This is a genomic window from Pseudomonas sp. 20P_3.2_Bac5 (genome assembly GCF_025466035.1).
GTDB lineage: Bacteria > Pseudomonadota > Gammaproteobacteria > Pseudomonadales > Pseudomonadaceae > Aquipseudomonas.
In genome coordinates, this window is record NZ_JANLOA010000001.1 from 1 (window position 1) to 23,167 (window position 23,167).

At 64.2% G+C, this 23,167-nt stretch carries 13 protein-coding genes and 1 pseudogene; 8 read left to right on the forward strand and 6 right to left on the reverse strand.

The window, feature by feature from the left end; genetic code table 11:
• A partial coding sequence (locus NTD88_RS00005; RefSeq protein WP_262191699.1) for a retention module-containing protein occupies positions 1–4,149 on the reverse strand: 4,149 nt, incomplete at its 3' end.
• Between the two features lie 346 nt (positions 4,150–4,495).
• Between NTD88_RS00005 and NTD88_RS00010 the strand changes: the two genes are divergently transcribed.
• The 3 genes from NTD88_RS00010 to NTD88_RS00020 are packed head-to-tail and all read left to right on the forward strand — an operon-like array spanning position 4,496 to position 9,399.
• The gene (locus NTD88_RS00010; RefSeq protein ID WP_262153610.1) at positions 4,496–5,848 is read left to right on the forward strand and encodes a TolC family outer membrane protein; all 1,353 of its coding nucleotides are present in this window, start codon (positions 4,496–4,498) and stop codon (positions 5,846–5,848) included.
• A 34-nt stretch (positions 5,849–5,882) separates the two neighbouring features.
• Positions 5,883–8,036: a type I secretion system permease/ATPase gene (locus NTD88_RS00015; RefSeq protein ID WP_095159859.1), complete on the forward strand. Its 2,154-nt coding sequence runs from the start codon at positions 5,883–5,885 to the stop codon at positions 8,034–8,036.
• Positions 8,026–9,399 carry an HlyD family type I secretion periplasmic adaptor subunit gene (locus NTD88_RS00020; protein ID WP_095159860.1) on the forward strand — a complete coding sequence of 458 codons (1,374 nt, stop codon included), beginning with the start codon at positions 8,026–8,028 and terminating at the stop codon, positions 9,397–9,399. The genes NTD88_RS00015 and NTD88_RS00020 overlap by 11 nt, the downstream gene beginning before the upstream one ends.
• Positions 9,400–9,485: 86 nt before the next feature.
• On the opposite strand, the gene xpt is transcribed toward NTD88_RS00020, so the two are convergent.
• Together xpt and rep are read right to left on the reverse strand one after the other, a co-directional pair.
• Positions 9,486–10,055, reverse strand: coding sequence for a xanthine phosphoribosyltransferase (gene xpt, locus NTD88_RS00025; RefSeq protein ID WP_095159861.1), 570 nt, complete (start codon positions 10,053–10,055; stop codon positions 9,486–9,488).
• A 66-nt stretch (positions 10,056–10,121) separates the two neighbouring features.
• The gene (rep, locus tag NTD88_RS00030) at positions 10,122–12,131 is read right to left on the reverse strand and encodes a DNA helicase Rep (protein ID WP_095159862.1); all 2,010 of its coding nucleotides are present in this window, start codon (positions 12,129–12,131) and stop codon (positions 10,122–10,124) included.
• A 266-nt stretch (positions 12,132–12,397) separates the two neighbouring features.
• On the opposite strand from rep, the gene NTD88_RS00035 reads away from it, so the two are divergent.
• Positions 12,398–14,062: a putative bifunctional diguanylate cyclase/phosphodiesterase gene (locus NTD88_RS00035; protein WP_262130973.1), complete on the forward strand. Its 1,665-nt coding sequence runs from the start codon at positions 12,398–12,400 to the stop codon at positions 14,060–14,062.
• A 387-nt stretch (positions 14,063–14,449) separates the two neighbouring features.
• Here the strand turns inward: NTD88_RS00035 and NTD88_RS00040 are convergent, their stop codons facing one another.
• Entirely contained in the window at positions 14,450–15,832 is a 1,383-nt protein-coding gene (locus tag NTD88_RS00040; protein WP_262153611.1) for a NorM family multidrug efflux MATE transporter, read from the reverse strand.
• 131 nt (positions 15,833–15,963) lie between these two features.
• On the opposite strand from NTD88_RS00040, the gene NTD88_RS00045 reads away from it, so the two are divergent.
• The 3 genes and pseudogenes from NTD88_RS00045 to NTD88_RS29025 all read left to right on the forward strand — a co-directional run bounded on the left by NTD88_RS00045 (position 15,964) and on the right by NTD88_RS29025 (position 19,037).
• Entirely contained in the window at positions 15,964–16,908 is a 945-nt protein-coding gene (locus NTD88_RS00045; protein ID WP_262153612.1) for a LysR substrate-binding domain-containing protein, read from the forward strand.
• 149 nt (positions 16,909–17,057) lie between these two features.
• Positions 17,058–18,170, forward strand: a pseudogene (locus NTD88_RS29020) (Cache 3/Cache 2 fusion domain-containing protein); the annotation flags it as partial.
• A gap of 135 nt (positions 18,171–18,305) precedes the next feature.
• Positions 18,306–19,037, forward strand: coding sequence for a methyl-accepting chemotaxis protein (locus tag NTD88_RS29025; RefSeq protein ID WP_410017240.1), 732 nt, complete (start codon positions 18,306–18,308; stop codon positions 19,035–19,037).
• A gap of 109 nt (positions 19,038–19,146) precedes the next feature.
• Here the strand turns inward: NTD88_RS29025 and NTD88_RS00055 are convergent, their stop codons facing one another.
• The gene (locus NTD88_RS00055; RefSeq protein ID WP_262153615.1) at positions 19,147–20,529 is read right to left on the reverse strand and encodes a VOC family protein; all 1,383 of its coding nucleotides are present in this window, start codon (positions 20,527–20,529) and stop codon (positions 19,147–19,149) included.
• A gap of 98 nt (positions 20,530–20,627) precedes the next feature.
• Positions 20,628–21,527 (reverse strand): LysR family transcriptional regulator, encoded by a 900-nt coding sequence (locus tag NTD88_RS00060; RefSeq protein ID WP_262153616.1) that lies wholly within the window; start codon positions 21,525–21,527, stop codon positions 20,628–20,630.
• 138 nt (positions 21,528–21,665) lie between these two features.
• Here NTD88_RS00060 and NTD88_RS00065 point away from each other — a divergent pair, with 138 nt between their 5' ends.
• Positions 21,666–23,156 carry an aldehyde dehydrogenase family protein gene (locus tag NTD88_RS00065; protein WP_315975138.1) on the forward strand — a complete coding sequence of 497 codons (1,491 nt, stop codon included), beginning with the start codon at positions 21,666–21,668 and terminating at the stop codon, positions 23,154–23,156.
• The last annotated feature ends 11 nt before the right edge of the window (positions 23,157–23,167 follow it).

Genomic DNA, 23,167 nt, shown 5'->3' on the forward strand with positions numbered 1-23,167 from the left:
TGAAGTATCAATCGAATCCGTTACAGCAGTAACTGCTGCGGTTGGGCTGACTTCGAGGTGTTCGAAGTCGCCACCAGTGGTGCCAGTGATGGTCACGCTGACGCTGCCGGCGTCGACGTAAACGGTGTCTTTTGGTGCTGCGAAGGTCACGCTGCCTTCGGTCGCATCCTTGGCGATGGTGATGGTTTCACCGTTGCTCAAGGTGATCTTCATCTCAGTGCCGGCTGGGTTGGTCAGCTTGGCGGTGTAGACGATGCTGCCGCCTTCCTGGACGGTGCCGGTCGCGGACAAGGTCAGGCCGGTGGTGTCCAGACGAGCTGGATCATCGGTCACGACGGTGGTCGGAGTACCGGCGGTTTCCAGGTGCTCGTAGTTGCCGCCGGTGACGCCAGTGATGCTGTTGGTCAGCGGCGTGTTGGTATTCAACACGTTGTTCGGTGCGATGAAGTCCACCGAGCCGCTCGAAGCGTTGACCGGAATGGTGATGCTTTGGCCGTTAGCCAGAGTGATGACCAGCGGAGCGCCGGTGACCGGAGCAGTGACCGAAGCGGTGTAAGTGACCACGCCGCCTTCAACCGCGCTAGCGGTGGCGGTGAGGGTCACGGTGCTGGTGTCGATGCTGTCGGTGACCGCGGTCACGGCAGCAGTCGGGCTAACTTCCAGATGTTCGAAATCGCCACCGGTGGTGCCAGTGACGGTCACGCTGACGCTGCCCGCATCGACGTAAACGGTGTCTTTCGGTGCGGCGAAGGTGACGCTACCTTCAGTCGCATCCTTGGCAATGGTGATGACCTCACCGTTGCTCAAGGTGATCTTCATCTCGGTGCCAGCCGGATTGGTCAGCGTGGCGGTGTAAACGATGCTGCCGCCTTCCTGGACGGAACCGGTCGCGGACAAGGTCAGGCCAGTGGTGTCGAGGCGAGCCGGATCATCGGTGACCGTGGTGGTGGTCGTGCCGGTGCCTGCAACGAGGTTTTCGTAGTTGCCACCGCTCACGCCGGTGATGCTGTTGGTCAGCGCCGGGTTGGTGACGGTGACGTTGTTCGGTGCAGTGAAGTCAACCGAGGCCGAGCTCTGGCCGACCGGAATAACGATGGTCTGGCCGTTGGCGAGGGTGACGGTGACCGGGGTGCCGGTAACCGGCGCAGTCACGGACGCGGTGTAGGTCACCACGCCGCCTTCGGTCACGCTCGGGGTGGCGGTGAGGGCGACGGTGCTGGTGTCGAATGTGTCGGTCACGCTGGTGACGGCAGGCGTACCACTGACCGCCAGGTTCTCGAAGTTGCCGCCATCGACTTTGTCGACGGTGACACTGATGGTCCCCGCGCTTTTGTAAACGTCGTCCGCCGGGGCGGCGAACGCCACGCTGTTAGTGGTCTGGCCGGCGGCGATGACGATGATCGCGCCGTTGGACAGGGTGACGGTGGTCGCGGTGCCGGCCGGGTTGGTCAGGGTGGCGGTGTAGATGATCTGGCCGCCTTCGGCGACGGTACCGGTGGCGCTGATGCTCAGGCCGGTGGTGTCGGTGCTTTCGGTGACGGTGGTCACCGCCGGGGCAGTATTCGGCACCAGACTTTCGAAGTCGCCGCCGCTCACACCGGTGATGGTGGTGCTGATCGGCGTCTCGCCCTTGTAGACGTCATTTGGCGCAGTGAACTGTGCGGTGCCGCTGCTGCTGCCGACCGGGATGGTGATCGACAGTCCGTTGGACAGGGTCACAACCACCGGTGCGCCGGTCACCGGCGAGGTGACGCTGGCGGTGTAGGTGATCACGCCGTTTTCGGCCACGCTCGGGCTGGCGCCCAGGCTGACGGTGGTGGTGTCGGTCGAGTCGGTAACGGTGGTCACGGCCGGCGCCGGGTTTGGCACTAGGCTTTCGAAGTTGCCGCCGGTCACGCCGGTGATGGTGGTGCTGATCGGCGCGGCGCCGTTGTAGACGTCGTTTGGTGCGGTGAACTGCACGGTGCCGCTGGTGCTGCCGACCGGGATGGTGATGGTCTGACCGGTGGACAGGGTGACGATCACCGGGGCGCCGGTCACCGGCGAGGTGACGCTGGCGGTGTAGGTGATCACGCCGTTTTCGGCAACGCTCGGGTTGGCGCCGAGGGTGACGGTGGTGGTGTCCACGCTGTCGGTGACGGTGGTGACGGCTGGTGCCGGGTTCGGTAACAGGCTTTCGAAGTTGCCGCCGGTTACGCCGGTGATGGTGGTGCTGATCGGCGTGGCGCCGTTGTAGACGTCGTTCGGTGCGGTGAATTCAACGCTGCCGCTGCTGCTGCCAACCGGAATGGTGATGGTCTGGCCGTTGGACAATGTGACGACCACCGGTGCGCCGGTCACCGGCGAGGTGACGCTGGCGGTGTAAGTGATCACGCCGTTTTCGGCAACGCTCGGGTTGGCGCCGAGGGTGACGGTGGTGGTGTCCACGCTGTCGGTAACGGTGGTCACGGCCGGCGCCGGGTTCGGCACCAAGCTTTCGAAGTTGCCACCGGTCACGCCGGTGATGGTGGTGCTGATCGGCGCGGCGCCGTTGTAGACGTCATTCGGTGCGGTGAACTGCACCGTGCCGCTGGTGCTGCCGACCGGGATGGTGATGGTCTGGCCGGTGGATAGGGTGACGATCACCGGGGCGCCGGTCACCGGCGCGGTGACGCTGGCGGTGTAGGTGATCACACCGTTTTCGGCAACGCTCGGATTGGCGTCGAGGGTGACGGTGGTGGTGTCCACGCTGTCGGTAACGGTGGTGACGGCCGGGGTGGTGCTCGGCACCAGGCTTTCGTAGTTACCGCCGGTCACACCGGTGATGGTGGTGCTGATCGGCGTGGCGCCGTTGTAGACGTCGTTCGGCGCGGTGAATTCCACGCTGCCGCTGCTGCTGCCGACCGGAATGGTGATGGTCTGGCCGTTGGACAGGGTGATGACCACAGGCGAACCGGTCACCGGCGCGGTGACGCTGGCGGTGTAGGTGATCACGCCGTTTTCGGCAACGCTGGCGCTGGCGCCCAGGTTGACGGTAGTGGTGTCGATGGAGTCGGTGATGGTGGTGACGGCAGGCGTCGTGCTCGGCTCCAGGTTCTCGAAGTTGCCCCCCGACGCGCCGGTGATGGTCACGCTGACGGTGCTGCCGTTGGCGTACACGTCATTGGCCGGGGTCGGCACTTGCACGGTGCCGGTCACTTCGCCGGCCGCGATGGTGATCACTGCGCCGTTGGACAGGGTGACGGTCACCGGCGTTTGCGCCGGATTGGTCAGGCTGGCGGTGTAGGTGATCACGCCGCCTTCGGTGACGCTGCCGCCCGCGGTCAGATTGAGCGTGGTGGTGTCGAGGGTGTCGACGATCTGGGTGACCGCCGGGGTGGTATTCGGGGTGAGGGTCAGGCCGTCGCCACCGGTGGTGCCGGTGATGGTGGTGGAGATCTGGCGGTCATCCAGGTAGGCGTTGTCGCTGGACGGAATCACCACGGTGACATTGCCGGTCAGCTGGCCAGCGGAAATGACGATGACCTGGCCGTTGGACAGGGTCACGCGCAGATCGGAGGTCGGCGCCTGGGTCAGGGTCGCGGTGTAGACGATCGCGCCGCCGGCCTCGGAAACGTTTGGCGTGGCGCTCAGCGTCAGGCTGCTTTCCTGGGTGGTGGCGGTGGCGTCGAGGGCCTGGGTGGTGGTGTCAGGCGCGCCCGTGAAGTCTTCATTCAACGTGGCGGCAAAGTTCAGGCCTTCGGTTTCATAACCAATAACCGGCGCCACGGAACCGGCGGTGGCATCCAGCATCACCACACTGTGACCACCACCCGCAGCACCACCGCCCTGGGACTGTGGACCCGCTGCGGTCGCTTCGAGGTCTTGCGTCGGGTCAGCACCGGCGGCGATGGCCTGCTGCAGCTCCTCGACCGAAGGCGCGGCCTGAGCGGCGATCTCCTCGATGTTGGTGGTGCTGTCCGGAGAGTCAGCGCTCCACTGCGTATCACGACCCAGGTCGATGGTGCGTCCGTCGGTCAACTCCAGGGTGATGGCGCCGGAGAGGCCCGTCAAAACCTGGTCGCCGGCAAACAGGCGGTCGCCTTCTACCAGTACACGTTGAACACCTTCAGGGGATACAGCCATTACCTGGCCAATAACACGTTGGACGATGGCGACAACACTGCTCATGACACTCTCCGAACTAACCGTTCTAATGTGGCTTCCATACGCATTGGGCTGTTGTTGCCGCTATCTGCTTGGAATGTTTCGCAAGACGTTCTGACTTACTGTCAAACTTATGGCGCCGAGTTCTTTTTAATTCTTTTGAGTCAAACTATTGACCCGATGGTCGCCATCCTAAACAATCGGTTTACTAATGTCACATTGATATTTCAACCGGTGAAGCCCTGTTGATCTGTGATGTGGTTCTCATTAGGAAATTTCCGACACGCGGTTTCTTTTTATAGCCATTTTCTGGCGAGATGCCATGTTTTGCGCTGATTTGGGACAAAAAGGTCCCTGGGGAAAATACGAAATGCGTTTGCCCGTCCTGACTGCCGCAGCACTGTTTTTTGGCGCCAATTTTTGTTCCGCACAGACCCTGCCCCAAGCCATGCAACAAGCCCTCGAAACGCACCCGGAAATCCAGGCTGGAGTGAACGGTAGACTCGCGGCCGACAAACAGGTTCGCGTTGCCCAGGGCGGCTACCTGCCCAAGGTCGATGTGCTGGCCGGCTACGGCCGCGAAAGCACTGACAGCACCACCACCCGTGCCGCTGGCGGTAGCGACCACTGGGAAACCCTGAATCGCGGCGAGTCCAGCGTCCGTCTGCGGCAGATGGTGTTCGACGGCTTCGCCACCTCCAACGAAGTGGGTCGCCAGCAGGCCACCGCCAACTCCCGCGCCTATGCGCTGCTGGATTCCTCCGAGCGCACCGGCCTGGCCGTGTCCCGGGTCTACCTCGATGTGCTGATGCGCCGCGACATGGTGCGTCTGTCCGAGGACAACCTGCGCAGCCACGAACGCATTTACGATCAGATCCGCCTGCGCACCTCTCGCGGTGTAGGACGCCAGGCTGACATGGACCAGGCCGAAGCGCGCCTGGCCTCGGCAAAAAACAACCTGCTGACGGAACAAACCAACCTGGCCGATGCACAAACCAATTACCTGAGTGTCGTTGGTCAACTGCCCGATGAACTGAGCCCGCCCCCGCCGTTCATCGACCTGCTGCCAGCGACCCTCGATGAAGCCCGCCATCAAATGGTCGAAAGCAACCCGGCCCTGCGCTCGGCGGAATCGGACATCGCTGCCGCCGACAAGCAATACGAAACTGCCAAATCACGGTTCTACCCGCGCTTCGACGCCGAACTGGGCCGCAGCGCGAACAACAACGTCGACGGCGTGAGCGGACACAACAACGAGTGGCAGGCCATGGTGCGGATGAGCTTCAACCTGTACGACGGCGGTAGCGACAAGGCGGACCTGGAATCCAAGTCCTACATGGCGAGCCAGGCGCTGGATATTCGCAACAATGCCTTGCGTCAGCTCAATGAGGAGTTAGGCTTGGCGTGGAATGCTAAGCAGAACGCCGATGCGCAGGTGCCGATCGCTCAGCAATATGTCCAGCACAGCAGCAACGTGCGGACTGCCTACCAGAGCCAGTTTGGCCTCGGTGAGCGCACACTGCTCGACCTGCTCGACAGCGAGAACGAATTGTTCAGTGCCCAGCGCCGTCTGGCGGAAGTCAAAACCGTTCAACTGTTTACTCAGTACCGGATCAAAGCGACCATTGGTCAGTTACTCAGGAGCCAGGGCGTCGTGGCACCGATGGCAACCGTCGTACAGAACGACATCAAGCCCAGAGTAAACTTGCCCGGGCTCAACTGATTAACGGCCCCCCCTAGCCAGCAAGGAAGTCCGCGTGGATTCATCTGTCAGCAGAAACCTCACCCATGACCCGCGAAGCCTGCACGACGATCCGCTGCTGGACAGCCTGCTGTCGCTCTGCGTGTTGCACCAGAAGCCCGCCAGCCGCGCCATGCTCACCACCGGCCTGCCGCTGCCGGCGCAGCGCCTGAGTCCCGAGCTGCTCTCGCGAGCGGCGGCCCGGGCCGGGCTGCAAGGGCGCCTGTTGCAGCGCAAGCTGGAGCACATCCCGAGCATCGCCATGCCGACCATGCTGCTGCTCAAAGATGGGCGCAGCACCGTCCTGCTCGGCTGGGAGAATGAAAACACCGCGCGCCTGCTGCTCAGTGAGAGCGACGGCGGCGAGGTGCATGTCAGCCGCGAGGCACTGGAAGCGGACTACGCAGGCCGGGTGTTCTTCGCTCAGCCGCAGCACAAGTTCGATGTGAACCACGGCAACCTGATCCCCCGGGCCCGCTCCTGGTTCCGCGACACCCTCAAGCGCTCGCGCTGGCTCTACGCCGACGCCATAGCCGCCAGCCTGATCATCAACATCATCGCCATGGCCGCGCCGCTGTTCGTGATGAACGTCTACGATCGCGTGGTACCGAACCAGGCCACCTCGACCCTGTGGGTGCTGACGATCGGCATCGCCGGTGCGTATGTCTTCGACCTTATCCTCAAGGGCTTGCGCAGCCTTTGCCTCGATCTCGCCGGGAAAAAGACCGACCTGATCATTTCGGCCACGCTGTTCGAGCGCATCGTCGGCATGTCGATGAAATACCGCCCGGCGCGGGTCGGCAGCTTTGCGCAGAACATCCACGAGTTTCAGGGGCTGCGCGACTTCCTCGCCTCCTTGACCCTGGCCAGCCTGATCGACCTGCCGTTCACCCTGCTGATTCTGATGGTGATCGGCATTATCGGCGGCCATCTGGTGTGGGTTCCGATCGTCGCCTTCCCGTTGGCCCTCGGCATCGGCTATGCCTTGCAGAGGCCGCTGACGGCGACGCTGGAGCGGACCATGGCCCTGGCCTCCGAGCGCCAGTCGAGCCTGATCGAAACCCTCGCCGGTCTGGATGCGGTCAAGGTCAACAACGCCGAAAGCGAACGCCAGTACATGTGGGAACAGACCATCGGCACCCTCAGCCGCCTTGAACTGCGGGTGAAAGTGCTGTCGGGCCTGGCGATGAACATCACCTTGCTGATCCAGCAACTGGCCGGGGTCGCGATGATCTGCTTCGGTGTCTACCAGATCATGGCCGGCAACCTCAGCATGGGCGGCCTGATCGCCTGCTACATGCTCAGCGGCCGGGCCCTCGGCCCGCTGGGCCAACTGGCCGGCCTGCTGACCCGCTACCAGCAGGCCAAGGTGACCATGGTGTCCACCGACCAGATGATGGAGCTGCCGCAGGAGCGCAATTTCGAAGAGCGCCCGCTGAGCCGTCAGGTCCTGCAGGGTGCCCTGGAATTCCGTGGTGTCGACTTCACCTACCCGAACCAGCAGAACCCCGCGCTGAAGAACATCAGCATGGCCATCCGTCCGGGCGAGAAGGTCGGCATCATCGGCCGCAGCGGCTCGGGCAAAAGCTCGCTGGCCAAGCTGGTGGTGGGCCTCTACGAGGCTGACGCCGGCTCGCTGCTGGTGGACGGCGTGGACATTCGCCAGATCGACGTCAGCGAACTGCGCCACAACCTCGGCTATGTGCCACAGGACATTCAACTGCTGGCCGGCACCCTGCGTGACAACCTGGTCAGCGGGGCGCGCTACGTCGAAGACGAGATGGTCTTGCAGGCCGCTGAGCTGGCCGGCGTGCACGAGTTCGCCCGGCTTCACCCGCAGGGCTATGAATTGCAGGTCGGCGAACGCGGCCAGAACCTTTCCGGTGGTCAGCGGCAGAACGTGGCCCTGGCCCGCGCGCTGCTGCTCAATCCGCAGATCCTGTTGCTCGACGAACCTACCGCGGCCATGGACAACACCGGTGAAGAGCGCCTCAAGCAGCGCCTGCAAGCGGTTATCGAACACAAGACGGTGGTGCTGGTGACACACCGCGCCTCGTTGCTGTCGCTGGTGGACCGGTTGATCGTCATCGACCGCGGGCAGATCGTCGCCGACGGCCCGAAAGCCGCCGTCATGGATGCGCTCAAGAAGGGGCAGATCAGTGTTGCTTAAGTCAGGAGTTGGGCGGTTCAAGGATGTCTTGCGCGGCTATTTCAAGGGTTCGCAATCGTTCGGCGGCGAGCCGCTGCCGGAGGTCAACAAGGCGCTGGTGGAAGATGCGCCGCGCATCGTCCGGCTGACCATCTGGGGCATCATCGCTTTCTTCCTGTTCCTGGTGCTGTGGGCCAACTTCGCCGTGCTGGACGAAGTCACCCGTGGTGACGGCAAGGCCATCCCGTCCTCGAAACTGCAAAAAATCCAGAACCTGGAAGGCGGTATCGTCGCGCAGATTTACGTCCATGAAGGCCAGGTGGTCGAGTCCGGGGCGCCGTTGCTGCGCCTGGACGACACCCGCTTCGTCTCCAACGTCGGCGAGACCGAGGCCGACCGCGTGGGCCTGTCCCTGCGGGTCGAGCGCCTGAGCGCCGAGGCCGAGGACCGGCCGCTGAACATCGACGCCGAGCTGCGCAAAGCCGCGCCGAGCCAGGCGTCCAGCGAAGAATCCCTGTACCAGAGCCGGCGCCAGCAATTGCAGGACGAAGTCGGCGGCCTGCAGGAGCAATTGGTGCAGCGTCAGCAGGAACTGCGCGAGTTCTCCTCCAAGCAGGCGCAATACCGCAACAGCCTGCAACTGCTGCGCCAGGAGATCGGCATGTCCGAGCCGCTGGTAGCGCAGGGCGCGGTGTCTCCCGTGGAAGTGCTGCGGCTCAAGCGCGCCGAAGTGGAAAACCGTGGCCAGCTCGATGCGACGTCCCTGGCGATCCCGCGGGCCGAGTCGGCGATCAAGGAAGTCGAGCGCAAGATCGACGAAACCCGTGGCAAGTTCCGCAGTGACGCGCTCACCCAGCTCAACGAGGCGCGCACCGACCTGAACAAGACCCAGGCCACCGGCAAGGCGCTGGAAGACCGGGTCAGCCGCACGCTGGTCACCTCGCCGGTGCGGGGCATCGTCAAGCAGGTGCTGGTCAACACCATCGGCGGCGTGATCCAGCCGGGCAGCGACCTGGTGGAGATCGTGCCGCTGGACGACACCTTGCTGGTGGAAGCACGGATCCGTCCGCAGGACATCGCCTTCCTGCACCCGGGCCAGGAAGCCATGGTCAAGTTCACGGCGTATGACTTCACGATCTATGGCGGCCTGAAGGCCAAGCTGGAGCAGATCGGTGCCGACACCATCACCGATGAAGAGGGCAACACCTTCTACCTGATCAAGCTGCGTACCGACCGCAGCCACCTGGGCACGGATGAGAAGCCGCTGCTGATCATCCCAGGCATGGTGGCTTCGGTGGATATCATCACCGGCAAGAAGAGCGTGCTGAGTTACCTGCTCAAGCCGATTATCCGGGCGCGGGCGGAGGCTCTTCGGGAGCGGTGATCAAGGTTTAACGTCCCAGCCATGAAAAAGCCCGCCGCCACATCACTGTGGCGGCGGGCTTTTTACATCCGGGCCGAGGGGCTCGGTCAGAGGAAGGTGACCTGGCCGCCTTCCAGCGATTTGACCCGGGCCAGCGATTCAACGCGGTAACCCTGGCTGTCCAGCTCGGCGCGGCCGCCCTGGAACGACTTCTCGATGACGATGCCCAGGCCGGCAACGGTCGCGCCCGCCTGCTTGATGATCGAGATCAGCGCCTGGGACGCCTTGCCGTTGGCCAGGAAGTCGTCGATGACCAGTACGCGGTCGCTGCTGTTGAGGTGACGCGGCGAGATGGCCACGGTGTTCTCGGTCTGCTTGGTGAAGGAATACACCGAGGCGGTCAGCAGGTTTTCAGTCAGGGTCAGGGACTGGTGCTTGCGCGCGAACAGCACCGGCACGCCGAGCTTCAGGCCGGTCATCACCGCCGGGGCGATGCCGGAGGCTTCGATGGTGACGATCTTGGTCACGCCGGAGTCGGCGAACAGACGGGCGAATTCGTCACCGATCAGTTGCATCAGCGCAGGGTCGATCTGATGGTTGAGAAACGCATCGACTTTCAGTACCTGGTCGGAAAGCACGATGCCTTCTTCGCGAATCTTCTGGTGCAGTGCTTCCACTGGTGTTTCCTCGGATGTAAGCAAAAGGCCCCGGCAATGAGCCAGGGCGATTAAAGGGGTGATTATCTACCGTTTGAGCATGGCACGGATATCGGCCAATGCCGTATTGCCTCGCGCTGCCTTGACCTCGGTGGGTGCGTCGTCCAGGCCTTCCCAGGCCAGATCGTCGGCCGGCAGCTCATCCAGGAAGCGGCTCGGCGAACAATCGATGATCTCGCCGTACTGCTTGCGCTTGGCGGCGAAGGTGAAGGCCAGGGTCTGGCGAGCCCGGGTAATGCCGACATACGCCAGGCGGCGCTCTTCCTCGATGGTGTCGGCTTCGATGCTGGAGCGGTGCGGAAGAATCTCCTCCTCCATGCCCATGATGAACACGTAGGGAAATTCCAGGCCCTTGGACGCGTGCAACGTCATCATCTGCACGCCCTCGGCGCCGTCCTCTTCTTCCTGCTGGCGCTCCAGCATGTCGCGCAGCACCAGCTTGCCGATGGCGTCCTCGATGGTCATGTCGCCGTCTTCGTCCTTTTCCAGCGTGCTTTTCAGCGCGTCGATCAGGAACCAGACGTTGCCCATGCGGAAGTCCGCGGCCTTGTCGCTGGAACTGTTGGTGCGAATCCAGTTTTCGTAATCGATGTCCATCACCATGCTGCGCAGCGCGGCGATCGGATCTTCCAGCGCCACCTGCTCGCGGACCTTGTCCATCCAGGTCTTGAAGCGGTGCAGGCGATCGGTGAAACGGGTGTCGAGGTGCTCGCGCAGGCCCAGCTCTTCGCTGGCGGCGTACATCGAAATCTTGCGCTCGGTGGCGTAGTTGCCGAGCTTTTCCAGGGTGGTCGAGCCGATTTCCCGGCGCGGCACGTTGATTACCCGCAGGTAGGCGTTGTCGTCGTCCGGGTTCACCAGCAGGCGGAAGTAGGCCATCAGGTCCTTCACTTCCTGGCGGCCGAAGAAGCTGTTGCCGCCGGACAGGCGGTACGGCACCTGATGGTGCTGCAACTTCAGCTCGATCAGCTTGGCCTGGTAGTTGCCGCGGTAGAGGATGGCGAAATCGCTGTACGGGCGGTCGGTGCGCAGGTGCAGGCTGAGGATTTCCATGGCCACCCGCTCGGCCTCGGCTTCCTCGTTCTTGCAGCGGATCACGCGGATTTCGTCACCGTGGCCCATCTCGCTCCACAACTGCTTCTCGAACGCGTGCGGGTTGTTGGCGATCAGCACGTTGGCGCAGCGCAGGATGCGGCTGGTGGAGCGGTAGTTCTGCTCCAGCATGACCACTTTGAGCGACGGGTAGTCGTCCTTGAGCAGCATCAGGTTTTCCGGCCGCGCGCCGCGCCAGGCGTAGATCGACTGGTCGTCGTCGCCCACCACGGTGAACTGGTTGCGCGTGCCGATCAGCATTTTCACCAGCAGGTACTGGCTGGCGTTGGTGTCCTGGTATTCGTCCACCAGCAGATAACGCACCCGGTTCTGCCACTTTTCGAGGATGTCGGCGTGCTCTTCGAAGAGTTTCACCGGCAGCAGGATCAGGTCGTCGAAGTCCACCGCGTTGAACGCCTTCAGCGTGCGCTGGTAGTGGGCGTAGACAATGGCGGCGGTCTGTTCCTTGGGGTTGCGGGCTTTTTCCAGGGCTTCGGGCGGCAGAATCAGGTCGTTTTTCCAGGCGCCGATCATGTTCTTGATCTCGTCGACGCCGTCGTCCCCGGAGTATTCCTTCTGCATGATGTCGGTCATCAGGGCTTTCACGTCGGTTTCGTCGAAGATCGAGAAACCGGGCTTGTAGCCCAGCCGCTGGTGTTCCTTGCGGATGATGTTCAGGCCGAGGTTGTGGAAGGTCGACACCGTCAGGCCGCGGCCCTCGCCCTTGCGCAGCAGGGTGCCGACCCGCTCTTTCATCTCCCGCGCGGCCTTGTTGGTGAAGGTCATGGCCACGATGTACTGGGCGCGAATCCCGCACTGCTGGATCAGGTAGGCGATCTTGCGGGTGATCACGCTGGTCTTGCCGGAGCCCGCGCCGGCAAGTACCAGAAGCGGGCCGCCGACGTAGTTCACGGCTTCTTGCTGCCGGGGATTGAGTCGGGACATGACGTAAACCGGGGGTGGTTGAAAAATAGCCGCGCAGTTTAACAGGGGATCGTCGCCATGGCGCGACCGTCTGACAGTGTGACGCAGCACAATATCCAGATTTGCCGGCTTTGCTACTTTCCATCAGGATGCGTGCCCGGATTGAACGGTTTTCCAGAAACGGCGACGCCGTGCTCCAAGTGAAAATCATTTACATTAGTGCGTGGTGTCGTTTTCCTATCATTCAGCGTCAATGACTGCGTCCGCGTGCTAACTAAGGAGAGAGCTTGTCTACGCCTGCCGAACCGTTGCGTTTGCTGCTGCTGGCCGAAGAGCCCGAATGGGCCGTCGCCCTCGGTGAATCGCTGTTGCCGTTGGCGGGCGCCGCGGTATTGCTGACGGCGCCGAGCTGGGAGTCGGTGGACAGCCTGTTCGCCCGCGACCGCAACGCCGTCGTCCTGGCCACGCCGGGTCGCCAGCCGGCGCCGGGCCGCTGCGACCTGCCGATGGTGCTGCTGCTGGACGCCGAACCGGCCAGTGCGCCGCCCGGCGTCAGCGACTGGCTGGTGCGCGGACAATTGGGCAGCGACACCGTGCGCCGCTGCTTGCGCCATGTGCGTGAGCGCGGCGTGCTGGAAGCCACGCTGCAACGCCTCGCCGAACAAGACCCGCTGACCGGCATCGCCAACCGCCAGGGCTTCCAGACCCTGCTGGCGGCACGGCTGGCCGAGAACGAAGGCCGTGGCGTTGCCCTTGGCCACCTCGACCTCGACAACTTCCGCCATGCCAACGACGCCCTCGGCCACCAGGGCGGCGACCGCCTGATCCTGCAGGTGGTGGGCCGGCTCAAGAGCCAACTGGAAGCCGGTGACCGCCTTGCCCGCCTGGGCAGCGATGAATTCGCCCTGCTGATCGACACCCGCCGCGAACCGCAACGCGCCGAGTGGATGGCTGAACGCATCGTCGAAGCCCTCGCCGAACCCTACTGGATCGACGGCGAAAGCCTGCTGGTCGGCTGCAGCCTGGGCGTCGCCCATGCCCGCGCGCTGGCCGGTGCCGACCCGCTGATGTGGCACGCACACATCGCCATGCAGCAGGCCAAGAGCACCCACGGCTGCACCTTCCACATCTTCGACGAACGCATCAACCAGAACGCCCGCAGCATGGCCGACCTGGAAAGCGAACTGCGCCGCGCCCTGCGCCGCGACGAACTGGAACTGCACTACCAGCCGCGCCTTGACCTGAGCGAAGGCCGCATCGTCGGCCTCGAAGCCCTGGTTCGCTGGCGCCATGCCGAGCGCGGCCTGCTGCCGCCGAGCGAGTTCGTCCCGCTGGCCGAGCAGAGCGGGCTGATCGTGCCGCTGGGCTATTGGGTGATTTCCCGCGCCTTACGCGATGTCCAGGTGCTGCGCGAGCGGGGTCTGGCGCCGCTGCACATGGCAGTGAACCTGTCATTCCGCCAGTTCCAGGACAGCCAGTTGCTGGCGACCCTGAGCCGACTGATCGTGCAGCACGGCGTCGATGCGCGCTGGCTGGAATTCGAACTCACCGAAACCGCGGTCATGCGCCGCAACGACCTGGTCAAACAGACCATGGACGCCCTCGGGCGGCTGGGCGTGCGTTTCTCGCTGGACGACTTCGGCACCGGCTTCTCGTCGTTCGTGCACCTCAACAGCCTGCCGATTGCCCTGCTCAAGGTCGATCGCAGCTTTGTCGCCGGCATGGAACAACGTGAAGAAAACCGCAAGCTGGTCCACGCCATGATCAACCTGGCGCACAACCTTCACCTCGAAGTGGTGGCCGAAGGTGTGGAAACCACCGAGCAACTGGAGCTGTTGCGCAGTTTCGGCTGCGATCAGGTGCAGGGCTACCTGATCAGCAAGCCGCTGGCGATCGAGCCGCTGGTGGAGTTTTTGCTGGCGAATGCGGCGCAGCGGCCGGTGGCGTTGTAATCAACGCGGAGGCCAAAAGGCGCCAGTCAGCAGACCTGAGAATGGCGATCAGGCGCTAGCCGACAGTTTTTCAGCGCTCTCAAGATCGAATCGCGAGCAAGCTCGCTCCTACATTGGTTGCAACGTGCCATGGCCTGTAAGAGTTGGGTTGCCAGCCCTTGGCGTTTGACGATGGATCGCGGGAAGGCTGTTGAGGTCGACTCGATACCGCGTCGTGCAAACAAGGCGGTCAACCATGGCCTGACAGACATAGGCACGTTGCAACAAATGTAGGAGCGAGCTTGCTCGCGATGCGCCGCCCGCGCGGCGCTCGATCTTGAGAGCGCCGAAGAACTATCGGCTAGCACCTGGTGAACCTGCGAGGATGTAGGTACCCCAGCAGCGATATCAAGTCCGAACAGGCATTCCCACACCCGCCCCGCCCATCATCCGCTTCATCCGCCACTCAAACGCCCACGTCAGGCAAATCGCCGCGCACGCCAGCCCCAGCGCCAGACCCCACCAGACCCCGACCGCGCCCATGCCCAACGGGAACGCCATGATCCACGCCGCTGGCGCACCAATCAGCCAGTAGCAGCCCAGGCCCACCAGGAAGGTGGTCTTGGCGTCCTTGAGGCCGCGGATCGAGCCCATGGCGATGGTCTGGATGCCGTCGAACAGCTCGAACCACGCCGCCACCATCAACAGGCTCACCGCAAGCTGAATCACGCCGGTGAAGGCCGGGTTGTCGCGGTCGAGGAACAGGTTCACCAGCGGCTCCGGCACCAGCCAGAACAACACCGAGAAGCCCAGCATCAGCGCCGCGCCAAAACCGATGCCGATCCGCCCGGCATGCCGCGCCGCCAGCAGGCGATCAGCGCCGTAATGCAAGCCGACGCGCATGGTCACCGCATACGACAACCCCGCCGGCACCATGAACGCGGTCGAGACGATCTGCAGCGCAATCTGGTGCGCCGCCAGTTCGGTGCTGCCCATGGTGCCCATGCACAGCGCCGCGAAGGCGAACAGCCCGACTTCCACGGTGTAGGTGCCGCCAATCGGCAGGCCCAGCCGCCACAACTCGCGCAGGGCCGGCAGCGACGGCCGCGAAAGCTGTTTGCGGATCGGGTAGGGCGCGTAGGCCGGGTGCTTGCGGATATACAGCGCCAGGGCCACCGCCATGCAGTTGGCGACGATCGCGGTGACCAGGCCGATGCCCATCAGGCCAAGTCTGGGCAAACCGAACATGCCTTCGATCAACGCATAGTTGAGCAGGAAGTTGAGCACCGTCCCCACCACGCTGATGACCATCACCGGCGACGAGCGCCCCAGCGCGCTGGTGAAACCGCGCAGGGCCATGAACGTCAGGTAGCCGGGCAGGGCGAACGGCAGCAACAGCAGGAACTGGCTGGCATGCTCAACGTTACCGGGCGTCTGGCCCAGCAGCAGAAGCACCGGCGACAGGTTCCACAGCACCAGCGCCGCCACTACCGCCATCACCCAGCCCAGCCACAGCCCGGCCTGGGTCAGGCGGGTGGCGCCGTCGGTGTCGCCGGCGCCATGGCGGATCGCGACCAGCGTGCCCACCGCGGCAATCACGCCCAGGCAGAAAATCGACACGAACGAATAGCTCGCCGCGCCCAGCCCGCCGCCGGCCAGGGCTTCGGGGCTGATCCTGGCCATCATGAAGGTGTCGGTGAGCAGCATCAGCATGTGCGCCAACTGCGAGGCAATCAGCGGCCCCGCGAGCCGCAGCAGTGCCTTGAGTTCATGAGTCGACGCGGCCTGCATGATCGGTGTCCTTGCCTGAAGAAGAGAGAAGCCAGCAATTTTCGGCCTTTGCAGCGCGGCGCACAAAAGGATAAAAACGATCACTGGCATGATTAAAACTCATGCGAAGATGCGCGCCAGGAGGTTCGCCCATGTCCCACCGTCTTCCCCCGCTGTACGCCCTGCGCGCCTTCGAGGCCGCCGCGCGGCACAGCTCGTTCACCCGCGCGGCGGATGAGTTGAACATCACCCAGAGCGCGGTGAGCCGGCATATCCGCACCCTTGAAGAACACTTCGCCTGTCGCCTGTTCGTCCGCAACGGCCGCAGCCTGCAACTCAGCGAGGCGGCGCGGCTGTTGCTGCCCGGGGTGCGCGAAGGCTTCGCCGCGCTGGAGCGCGCTTGCAGCACCCTGCGCAGCGAAGACGGCGTATTGCGCATGAAGGCGCCCTCGACCCTGACCATGCGCTGGCTGCTGGCGCGGCTGAGTCGCTTCCGCCATTTGCAGCCCGGTAACGAGGTGCAACTGACCAGCGCCTGGATGGATGTCGACCATGTGGACTTCAACCAGGAGCCGTTCGACTGCGCGGTGCTGCTGGGCGACGGGCACTTTCCGCCGGACTGGGAAGTCAGCCGGCTGTTCTCCGAACTGCTGGTGCCGGTGGGCGCGCCCGAATTGCTCAAGGAAGGCCCGTGGACCGTGGAGCGCCTGGCCGCCTGCGAGTTGTTGCACCCGACCCCGGACAAGCGCGACTGGCGCACCTGGCTGGCGCGCATGGGCCTGACCGAGCAGATTTCGCTCAAGGGCGGCCAGGTGTTCGACACCCTGGAGCTGGGCATGATCGCCGCGGCACGGGGCTACGGCGTGTCGATGGGCGATCTGCTGATGGTCGCCGAGGACGTCGCCCAGGGCCGGCTCAGCCTGCCGTGGCCGTCGGCGGTGGCCAGCGGCCTGGATTACTTTCTGGTCTGGCCGCGCACCCGCCCCGGCGGCGAGCGCCTGCGCCGCCTGAGTGATTTCCTGCAGGGCGAAGCCCGGGCCATGCAGTTGCCAGAAGTGGAAATGCTGCAGGCAAATGAGCTCAACGGCAGCGAATGATCGTTTGCGCTGAATATCCGGGTGGGACGCTCAAGTAATCCGCTAAAAAGCCGAATCTAAAGGGCGAGGGCCTCAGGAGAAAGGCCCGGTCTTTTTATGCCGACGGTGCAGCGATCACGATGATCCCTGCCGGATTGCCAGGAGTTTTCATGTCTCGACCTCGCGCCCGAATTGCTTCGCAGCTCGGTATCGCCCTTGCCGCCGTGCTGGCCGTGGTGATTACCGGCAGCACCCTGTTCGCCCTGCGCTCCCTCGACCACGCCAACCTGATCACCCGTCAGGAACACTTGGCCAGCGAAGCGCGGTTGTTGGCCGACCAGCTCAACACCTTCCACAGCACCCTGCGTGAAAGCACCCAGCGCCTCGCCGGCCTGTTCGAACAGCGCTTCAAAAGCGGCCTCAGCGTGCAGGCCGGCACCTCTATTCCGGTGGCCGGGGTGGCGACGCCGGGCCTGTTCCTCGACGGTCAGGCGCTGAACAACGACTTCAGCGAAGTGGACGAATTCCGCAACCTGACCGCCGGCGCCGCCACCGTGTTCGTGCGCAGCGGCGACGACTTCGTGCGCATCAGCACCTCGCTGACCAAGCAGGACGGCAGCCGCGCCATCGGCACCCTGCTGGATCGCCAGCACCCGGCCTACGCCCGCCTCATGGCCGGGCAAGCCTACGTCGGCCGCGCGCTGCTGTTCGAGCGCTCGTACATGACCCAGTACACCCCGGTGCGCGACAGTGCCGGGCAAGTGATCGCCGTGCTGTTTGTCGGCTTCGACTACACCGACGCGCAGAACGCCCAGTTCGCCAACCTCAAGCGCTTCCGCATCGGCCAGACCGGTTCGCTGGCGCTGCTCGACGAACAAAAACGCTGGCTGGTGACGCCGGCCGGCTCCACCTCCGCCGAGCCCAAGGCGCTGGATGATGTACTCGCGCACCCCGGCGAGGGGCATTTCTGGAATGACGGCAGCGAGGCGTTGTACAGCGTTGCCGCGCCGTTCGCCGATGGCCCATGGACCGTGCTGGCGAGCATGCCCGAGGCGGAAATTCGCGCGGTGACCTGGAGCGTCGGCATACGTCTGGCCATTGGCAGTCTGCTGTCGATGCTGTTGGCGGTGGGTGCCACGCTCTGGTTGCTGCGGCGCAAGTTGCGCCCATTGAGCGATCTAGTGCATCAGGCCGAGGCCCTCGGTGCCGGTGACCTGAATGTGCGTTTGAAGGTGACTAGCCAGGATGAAATCGGCCAGCTCGCGCAGAGCTTCAACCAGATGGGCGAAGCGCTGGCGAGCATGGTTCTGCGGATTCGCGAGGCCGCGCAGCAGGTCGGCAACCGTGCCCACGCCCTGGCCGATTTGTCGTCCGGCGCCTGCGACGGCATGGAGCAGCAGTCCGGCGAGATCAACAGCATGGCCGGCGCGGTGGAAGAGTTCAGCGCCACCTCGATGAACATCGCCGACAGCATGGGCAGCACTGAGCGCATGGCTCAGGACAACGCCCAGCAGACCCGCATCGGTCGTTCATCGATGGAGGAAGCTTCGTCGTCCCTGCAACAGATTGCCGGCGCGCTCGGCGACACCGCCAAGGTGATCGACGTGCTTGGTGCCCGCTCCCAGGAAATCGGCGGCATTGTCGGGGTGATCACCTCGATTGCCGAACAGACCAACCTGTTGGCGCTCAATGCCGCCATCGAAGCCGCGCGGGCTGGCGAGCAGGGCCGCGGCTTTGCCGTGGTTGCCGACGAAGTGCGCAGCCTCGCGGCGCGCACCCGCAAGGCCACCGATGAAATCTCGGTGATGATCGACAGCGTGCAACAGCAGACCGGCAACGCCATCAACACCATGGAGCAGGGCAATCGCCTGATGCAGGAAGGTTTGCAGCGTAATACCCAGGTGGCCGAGGCGTTGGCGCGGATCGACGAGCAGAGCCGCAGTGCCGGCGAGCAATTCGCCGCCATCACCACCGCAACCCAGGAACAGAGCGCCACGGCCACGTTGCTCAGCAGCAACCTGCAGAGCATCGCCCTGGCCAACAGCGAACAGCGGGAAGTGGCGAGCAACCTTGCGGCGACGGCGCGCGAGCTGGAGGGTTTGGCGGGGCAGTTGCGGGAGGAAGTGGGGCGGTTTCGGGTCGGGCGTTGACTAGAGATTGGGGCCACTTCGTGCCCCTTCGCGAGCAAGCTCGCTCCTACAGGGTTTTGAACCGGTGTGCGCCGGTGACCTGTAGGAGCGAGCTTGCTCGCGAAGCACTTCAGACATGCAACATCAACGCCTCAGCGCAAGCCGCAAGCGAGCGCTGCTCACTCTCCGCATACAACGCCAGTTCGTCCTGCACCCGCCGCCCCAGTGCGTCCTCGAACGCGTCGCGGTTGGCATTGCTGCCATATTCCGCCTGACCGTCATCCCCAAGGTTGGACTGGAAGATCCCCGCCGCGCTGACCGGCAGAAAGTCCTCGTACACCAGCGCCTCATAGTGGATATGCCCGGCCTCGATCAGCGCCTCCAGGCCGGTCGGCCGCTGCGCTGAATCCCGCGCGGCGAGGCCCTTTTCCGTCGGGAAATAACGGAAATACGCCAGGCCCTGCTCGCGCATCTGCCGCAGGTCGTCCGGGAACGCGCGGAACTGCTCGGCCAGCAGGCTCATGTAGCGGTTGGCATTGCTTTCGGCCGGCGCGCCGCCCAAGGCGTTGCGGGTGGCGTCGAGCAGTTGGTCGTAGAGCTGGCGGCCTTTGGGCGTCAGCGCCGCACCGCGTTGTTCGATTTCACCGAAGCGGGCGGTGTGGCTGCCTTCGGCGTCGCTGAAGGCGATCTTCTCCTGCAGGGCCTTGAAGCTGGTCTGCCGCAGCAGGATCGGGTGGCGCCGGGTGGGCGGGCCTTCGATCACCGCCTTGGGCGGAATTCCCGCGGCCGGCATGCCGAGCTGGATCGCGTCGATATCCAGGGTGCGCGGGGTCAGGTGATTGATATGCGGGCCTTTGAACGCCACCACATCGGCGATCAAACGGTGCTGGTCGTGCAGTTGCGTGTACTGCTCGGCGGTCACCGTCGCCTCATGGTGCCAGCGGAAGGTGTGCAGGGCTTCGTTGACGAACGCGCTGGCATCTTCGTCATTCAGGCCGCCATCACGTTCGCTTTGCTCTATCAGTTGCAGCGCGCGGGGGGTGAAGATCTGCCGCTGTTCAAGGATCGAGCGGGCCAGCTCGCGCAGGGCCGGATCGTCGATCAGTTCCAGGCGCAGCAGCGAGGTGAAGACCCGGAACGGGCTGATATGCAGCGACTGTTCATGCACCGGGCGGAATGCCGTGGAGTGCACCGGCACGCCCGCCGGGCTGAGGTCGTAATAACCCACGGGCTGCATGCCCATGACCGCGAACAGGCGACCGATGGTGGCCAACTCTTCCGCCGTGCCGACGCGGATGGCGCCGTGGCGCTCCTGGTCGAGGCGTTCGATTTCGCCGGTCCAGCGCAGGGCCTCGGCGACTTCCGGCCGGCTGGCCATCACCTGTCGATTGACCTCGCTCACCAGCGTCAGCAGCGTGCCGTAGAGCGGGACTTCCTGCTTGTACATAAGCGACATGGCGGTGGAGAACCGTGCGCGGATGTGGTCCGGGCTGACGAAATCTTGAGCGGGCATCGCAAGCTTCCTGGTGAGTGATCGGGGCGCTGATACATGAAAGCGAGGAATGCTGTTCGACTTCAAGCGAAAAAAAGTCGAGCAGTCATTCCATCAATTCAGGACCTATCGTTCGCGACTTGCTGATTGATCCAGTCCACCAAGCAGCGCACCTTCGGCACCTCGGCGGCATGCTCGGAAAACGCCAGGAAGTGCGCGCCGTTGCTGCGCATGCGATGCGGCCACGCCACCACCAGTTTGCCCTCGGCCAGTTCGGCCTGCGCCAGGTAACTCGGCACCAGCGCCACGCCGCAGCCGGCCTGGGCGGCGCTCAGGCACATATGAAAGGTGTCGAAGCGCGGGCCGTGATAGCTGTTGGCCGAGTGCAGGCCCTGTTCGAGAAACCATTCGTGCCAGGCTTCCGGGCGGGTGGTGCTTTGCAGCAGCACCAGGTCGCCCAGCTCGCTGGCGTCATTCAGCGTGCGGCCCTGCAACAGCTCCGGCGCGCACACCGGCAGCACGTCTTCGCCGAACAGCTCGATGCAGGTCGCCCCCGGCCAGGTGCCCTGGCCATAGAAGAACACCACGTCGGCCTTGGCCTGGAGCAGGGCGAAGGGCTCCATTTCATTGCGGATATCCAGGTGGATGTTCGGGTGGCGCTTGCCGAAGCCCTTCAGGTGCGGGATCAGCCAGCGCACGCCGAAGCTGGGCTGGGTGGCGACCTTGAGCACCTCGGTCTGCTCGCCGTACGACAGGATGTAGCGGCTGGACATGTCCACCTGGGTGAGGATCTTGTTCACCTCCGCCAGGTACAACGCGCCGGCCGGCGTCAGTTGCAGGCGCCGGCGGATACGCAGGAACAGATGATGGCGGAGCATTTCTTCCAGTTGCGCCACCTGCTTGCTCACCGCGCTCTGGGTCAGGTGCAGCTCCTCGGCGGCGCGGGTGAAGCTCAGGTGCCGGGCGGCGGCTTCGAAGCACTGCAAGGCGGCCATCGATGGCACCAGACGTTTGGACATGGCAGCGGCTCCTGGCCGAAAGGTCATTACCTGGCGGAATGATGTACGGAATAAAGGTCGTTTGTTGCGCCAGAGTGATCGGATTAATACTGATCCCCACAACGATTACAACCTCTCACCGCCTTGCAGGAGAACAACATGGTTGATGGATTGCTTGACCGCCTGGGTGTCCCGCCCAGCGCCTACACCCACGGCAACCATCCGGTTCACACCCCCATCGACGGCAGCGTGATCGCCTCGGTGCACCTGGAGCCGGCCGCCGCGGTCAGCGCAAAGATCGACCAGGCCCAGCAGGCCTTCCTGGCCTGGCGCAATGTGCCGGCGCCGCGCCGCGGTGAGCTGGTCCGCCTGTTTGGCGAAATCCTCCGCGAGCACAAGGCGCAACTGGGCGAACTGGTGTCGGTGGAAGCCGGCAAGATCACCCAGGAAGGCCTGGGCGAAGTGCAGGAAATGATCGACATCTGCGACTTCGCCGTCGGCCTGTCGCGCCAGCTCTACGGCCTGACCATCGCCTCCGAGCGTCCCGGCCACCACATGCGTGAAAGCTGGCATCCGCTGGGCGTGGTTGGCGTGATCAGCGCCTTCAACTTCCCGGTCGCGGTCTGGGCCTGGAACACCACCCTGGCGCTGGTTTGCGGCAACGCCGTGGTCTGGAAGCCTTCCGAGAAAACCCCGCTGACCGCGTTGGCCTGCCAGGCGCTGTTCGAAAAAGCCCTGGCCGCCTTCGGCGATGCGCCGCAAGGCCTGAGCCAGGTCATCATCGGTGACCGCGACGCCGGCCAGGCGCTGGTGGACGACCCGCGCGTGCCGCTGGTCAGCGCCACCGGCAGCACCCGTATGGGCCGCGAAGTCGGGCCGCGAGTGGCGGCGCGTTTTGGTCGCAGCATCCTCGAACTGGGCGGCAACAACGCGATGATCCTCGCCCCCAGCGCCGACCTCGACCTCGCCGTGCGCGCCGTGCTGTTCAGCGCCGTCGGCACCGCCGGCCAGCGCTGCACCACCCTGCGCCGGGTGATCGTGCACCGCTCGGTCAAGGATGAAGTGGTGGCGCGGGTCAAGTCCGCCTACGGCAAAGTGCGTATCGGTGATCCGCGCGAAGGCAACCTGATTGGCCCGCTGATCGACAAGGCGTCGTTCCAGTCCATGCAGGACGCCCTGGCCTGCGCCCGTGATGAAGGCGGCCAGGTGTTCGGCGGCGAGCGTCAACTGGCCGAGCAGTATCCGAATGCCTATTACGTGGCGCCGGCGATTGTCGAAATGCCGGGGCAGACCGAGGTGGTGCGCCATGAAACCTTCGCGCCGATTCTCTATGTGCTGACCTACGATGACTTCGACGAAGCGCTGCGCCTGAACAACGAAGTGCCACAGGGGCTTTCGTCCTGCATCTTCACCACTGATTTGCGCGAGGCCGAGCGTTTCCAGAGTGCCGCGGGCAGCGACTGCGGGATTGCCAACGTCAACATCGGCACCAGCGGTGCGGAGATTGGCGGGGCGTTTGGTGGTGAGAAGGAAACTGGCGGTGGTCGTGAGTCGGGGTCGGATAGCTGGAAGGCTTACATGCGCCGGCAGACCAACACCGTGAACTATTCCCGGGAGCTGCCGTTGGCGCAGGGGATCGTGTTCGACTGACTGACGTCATC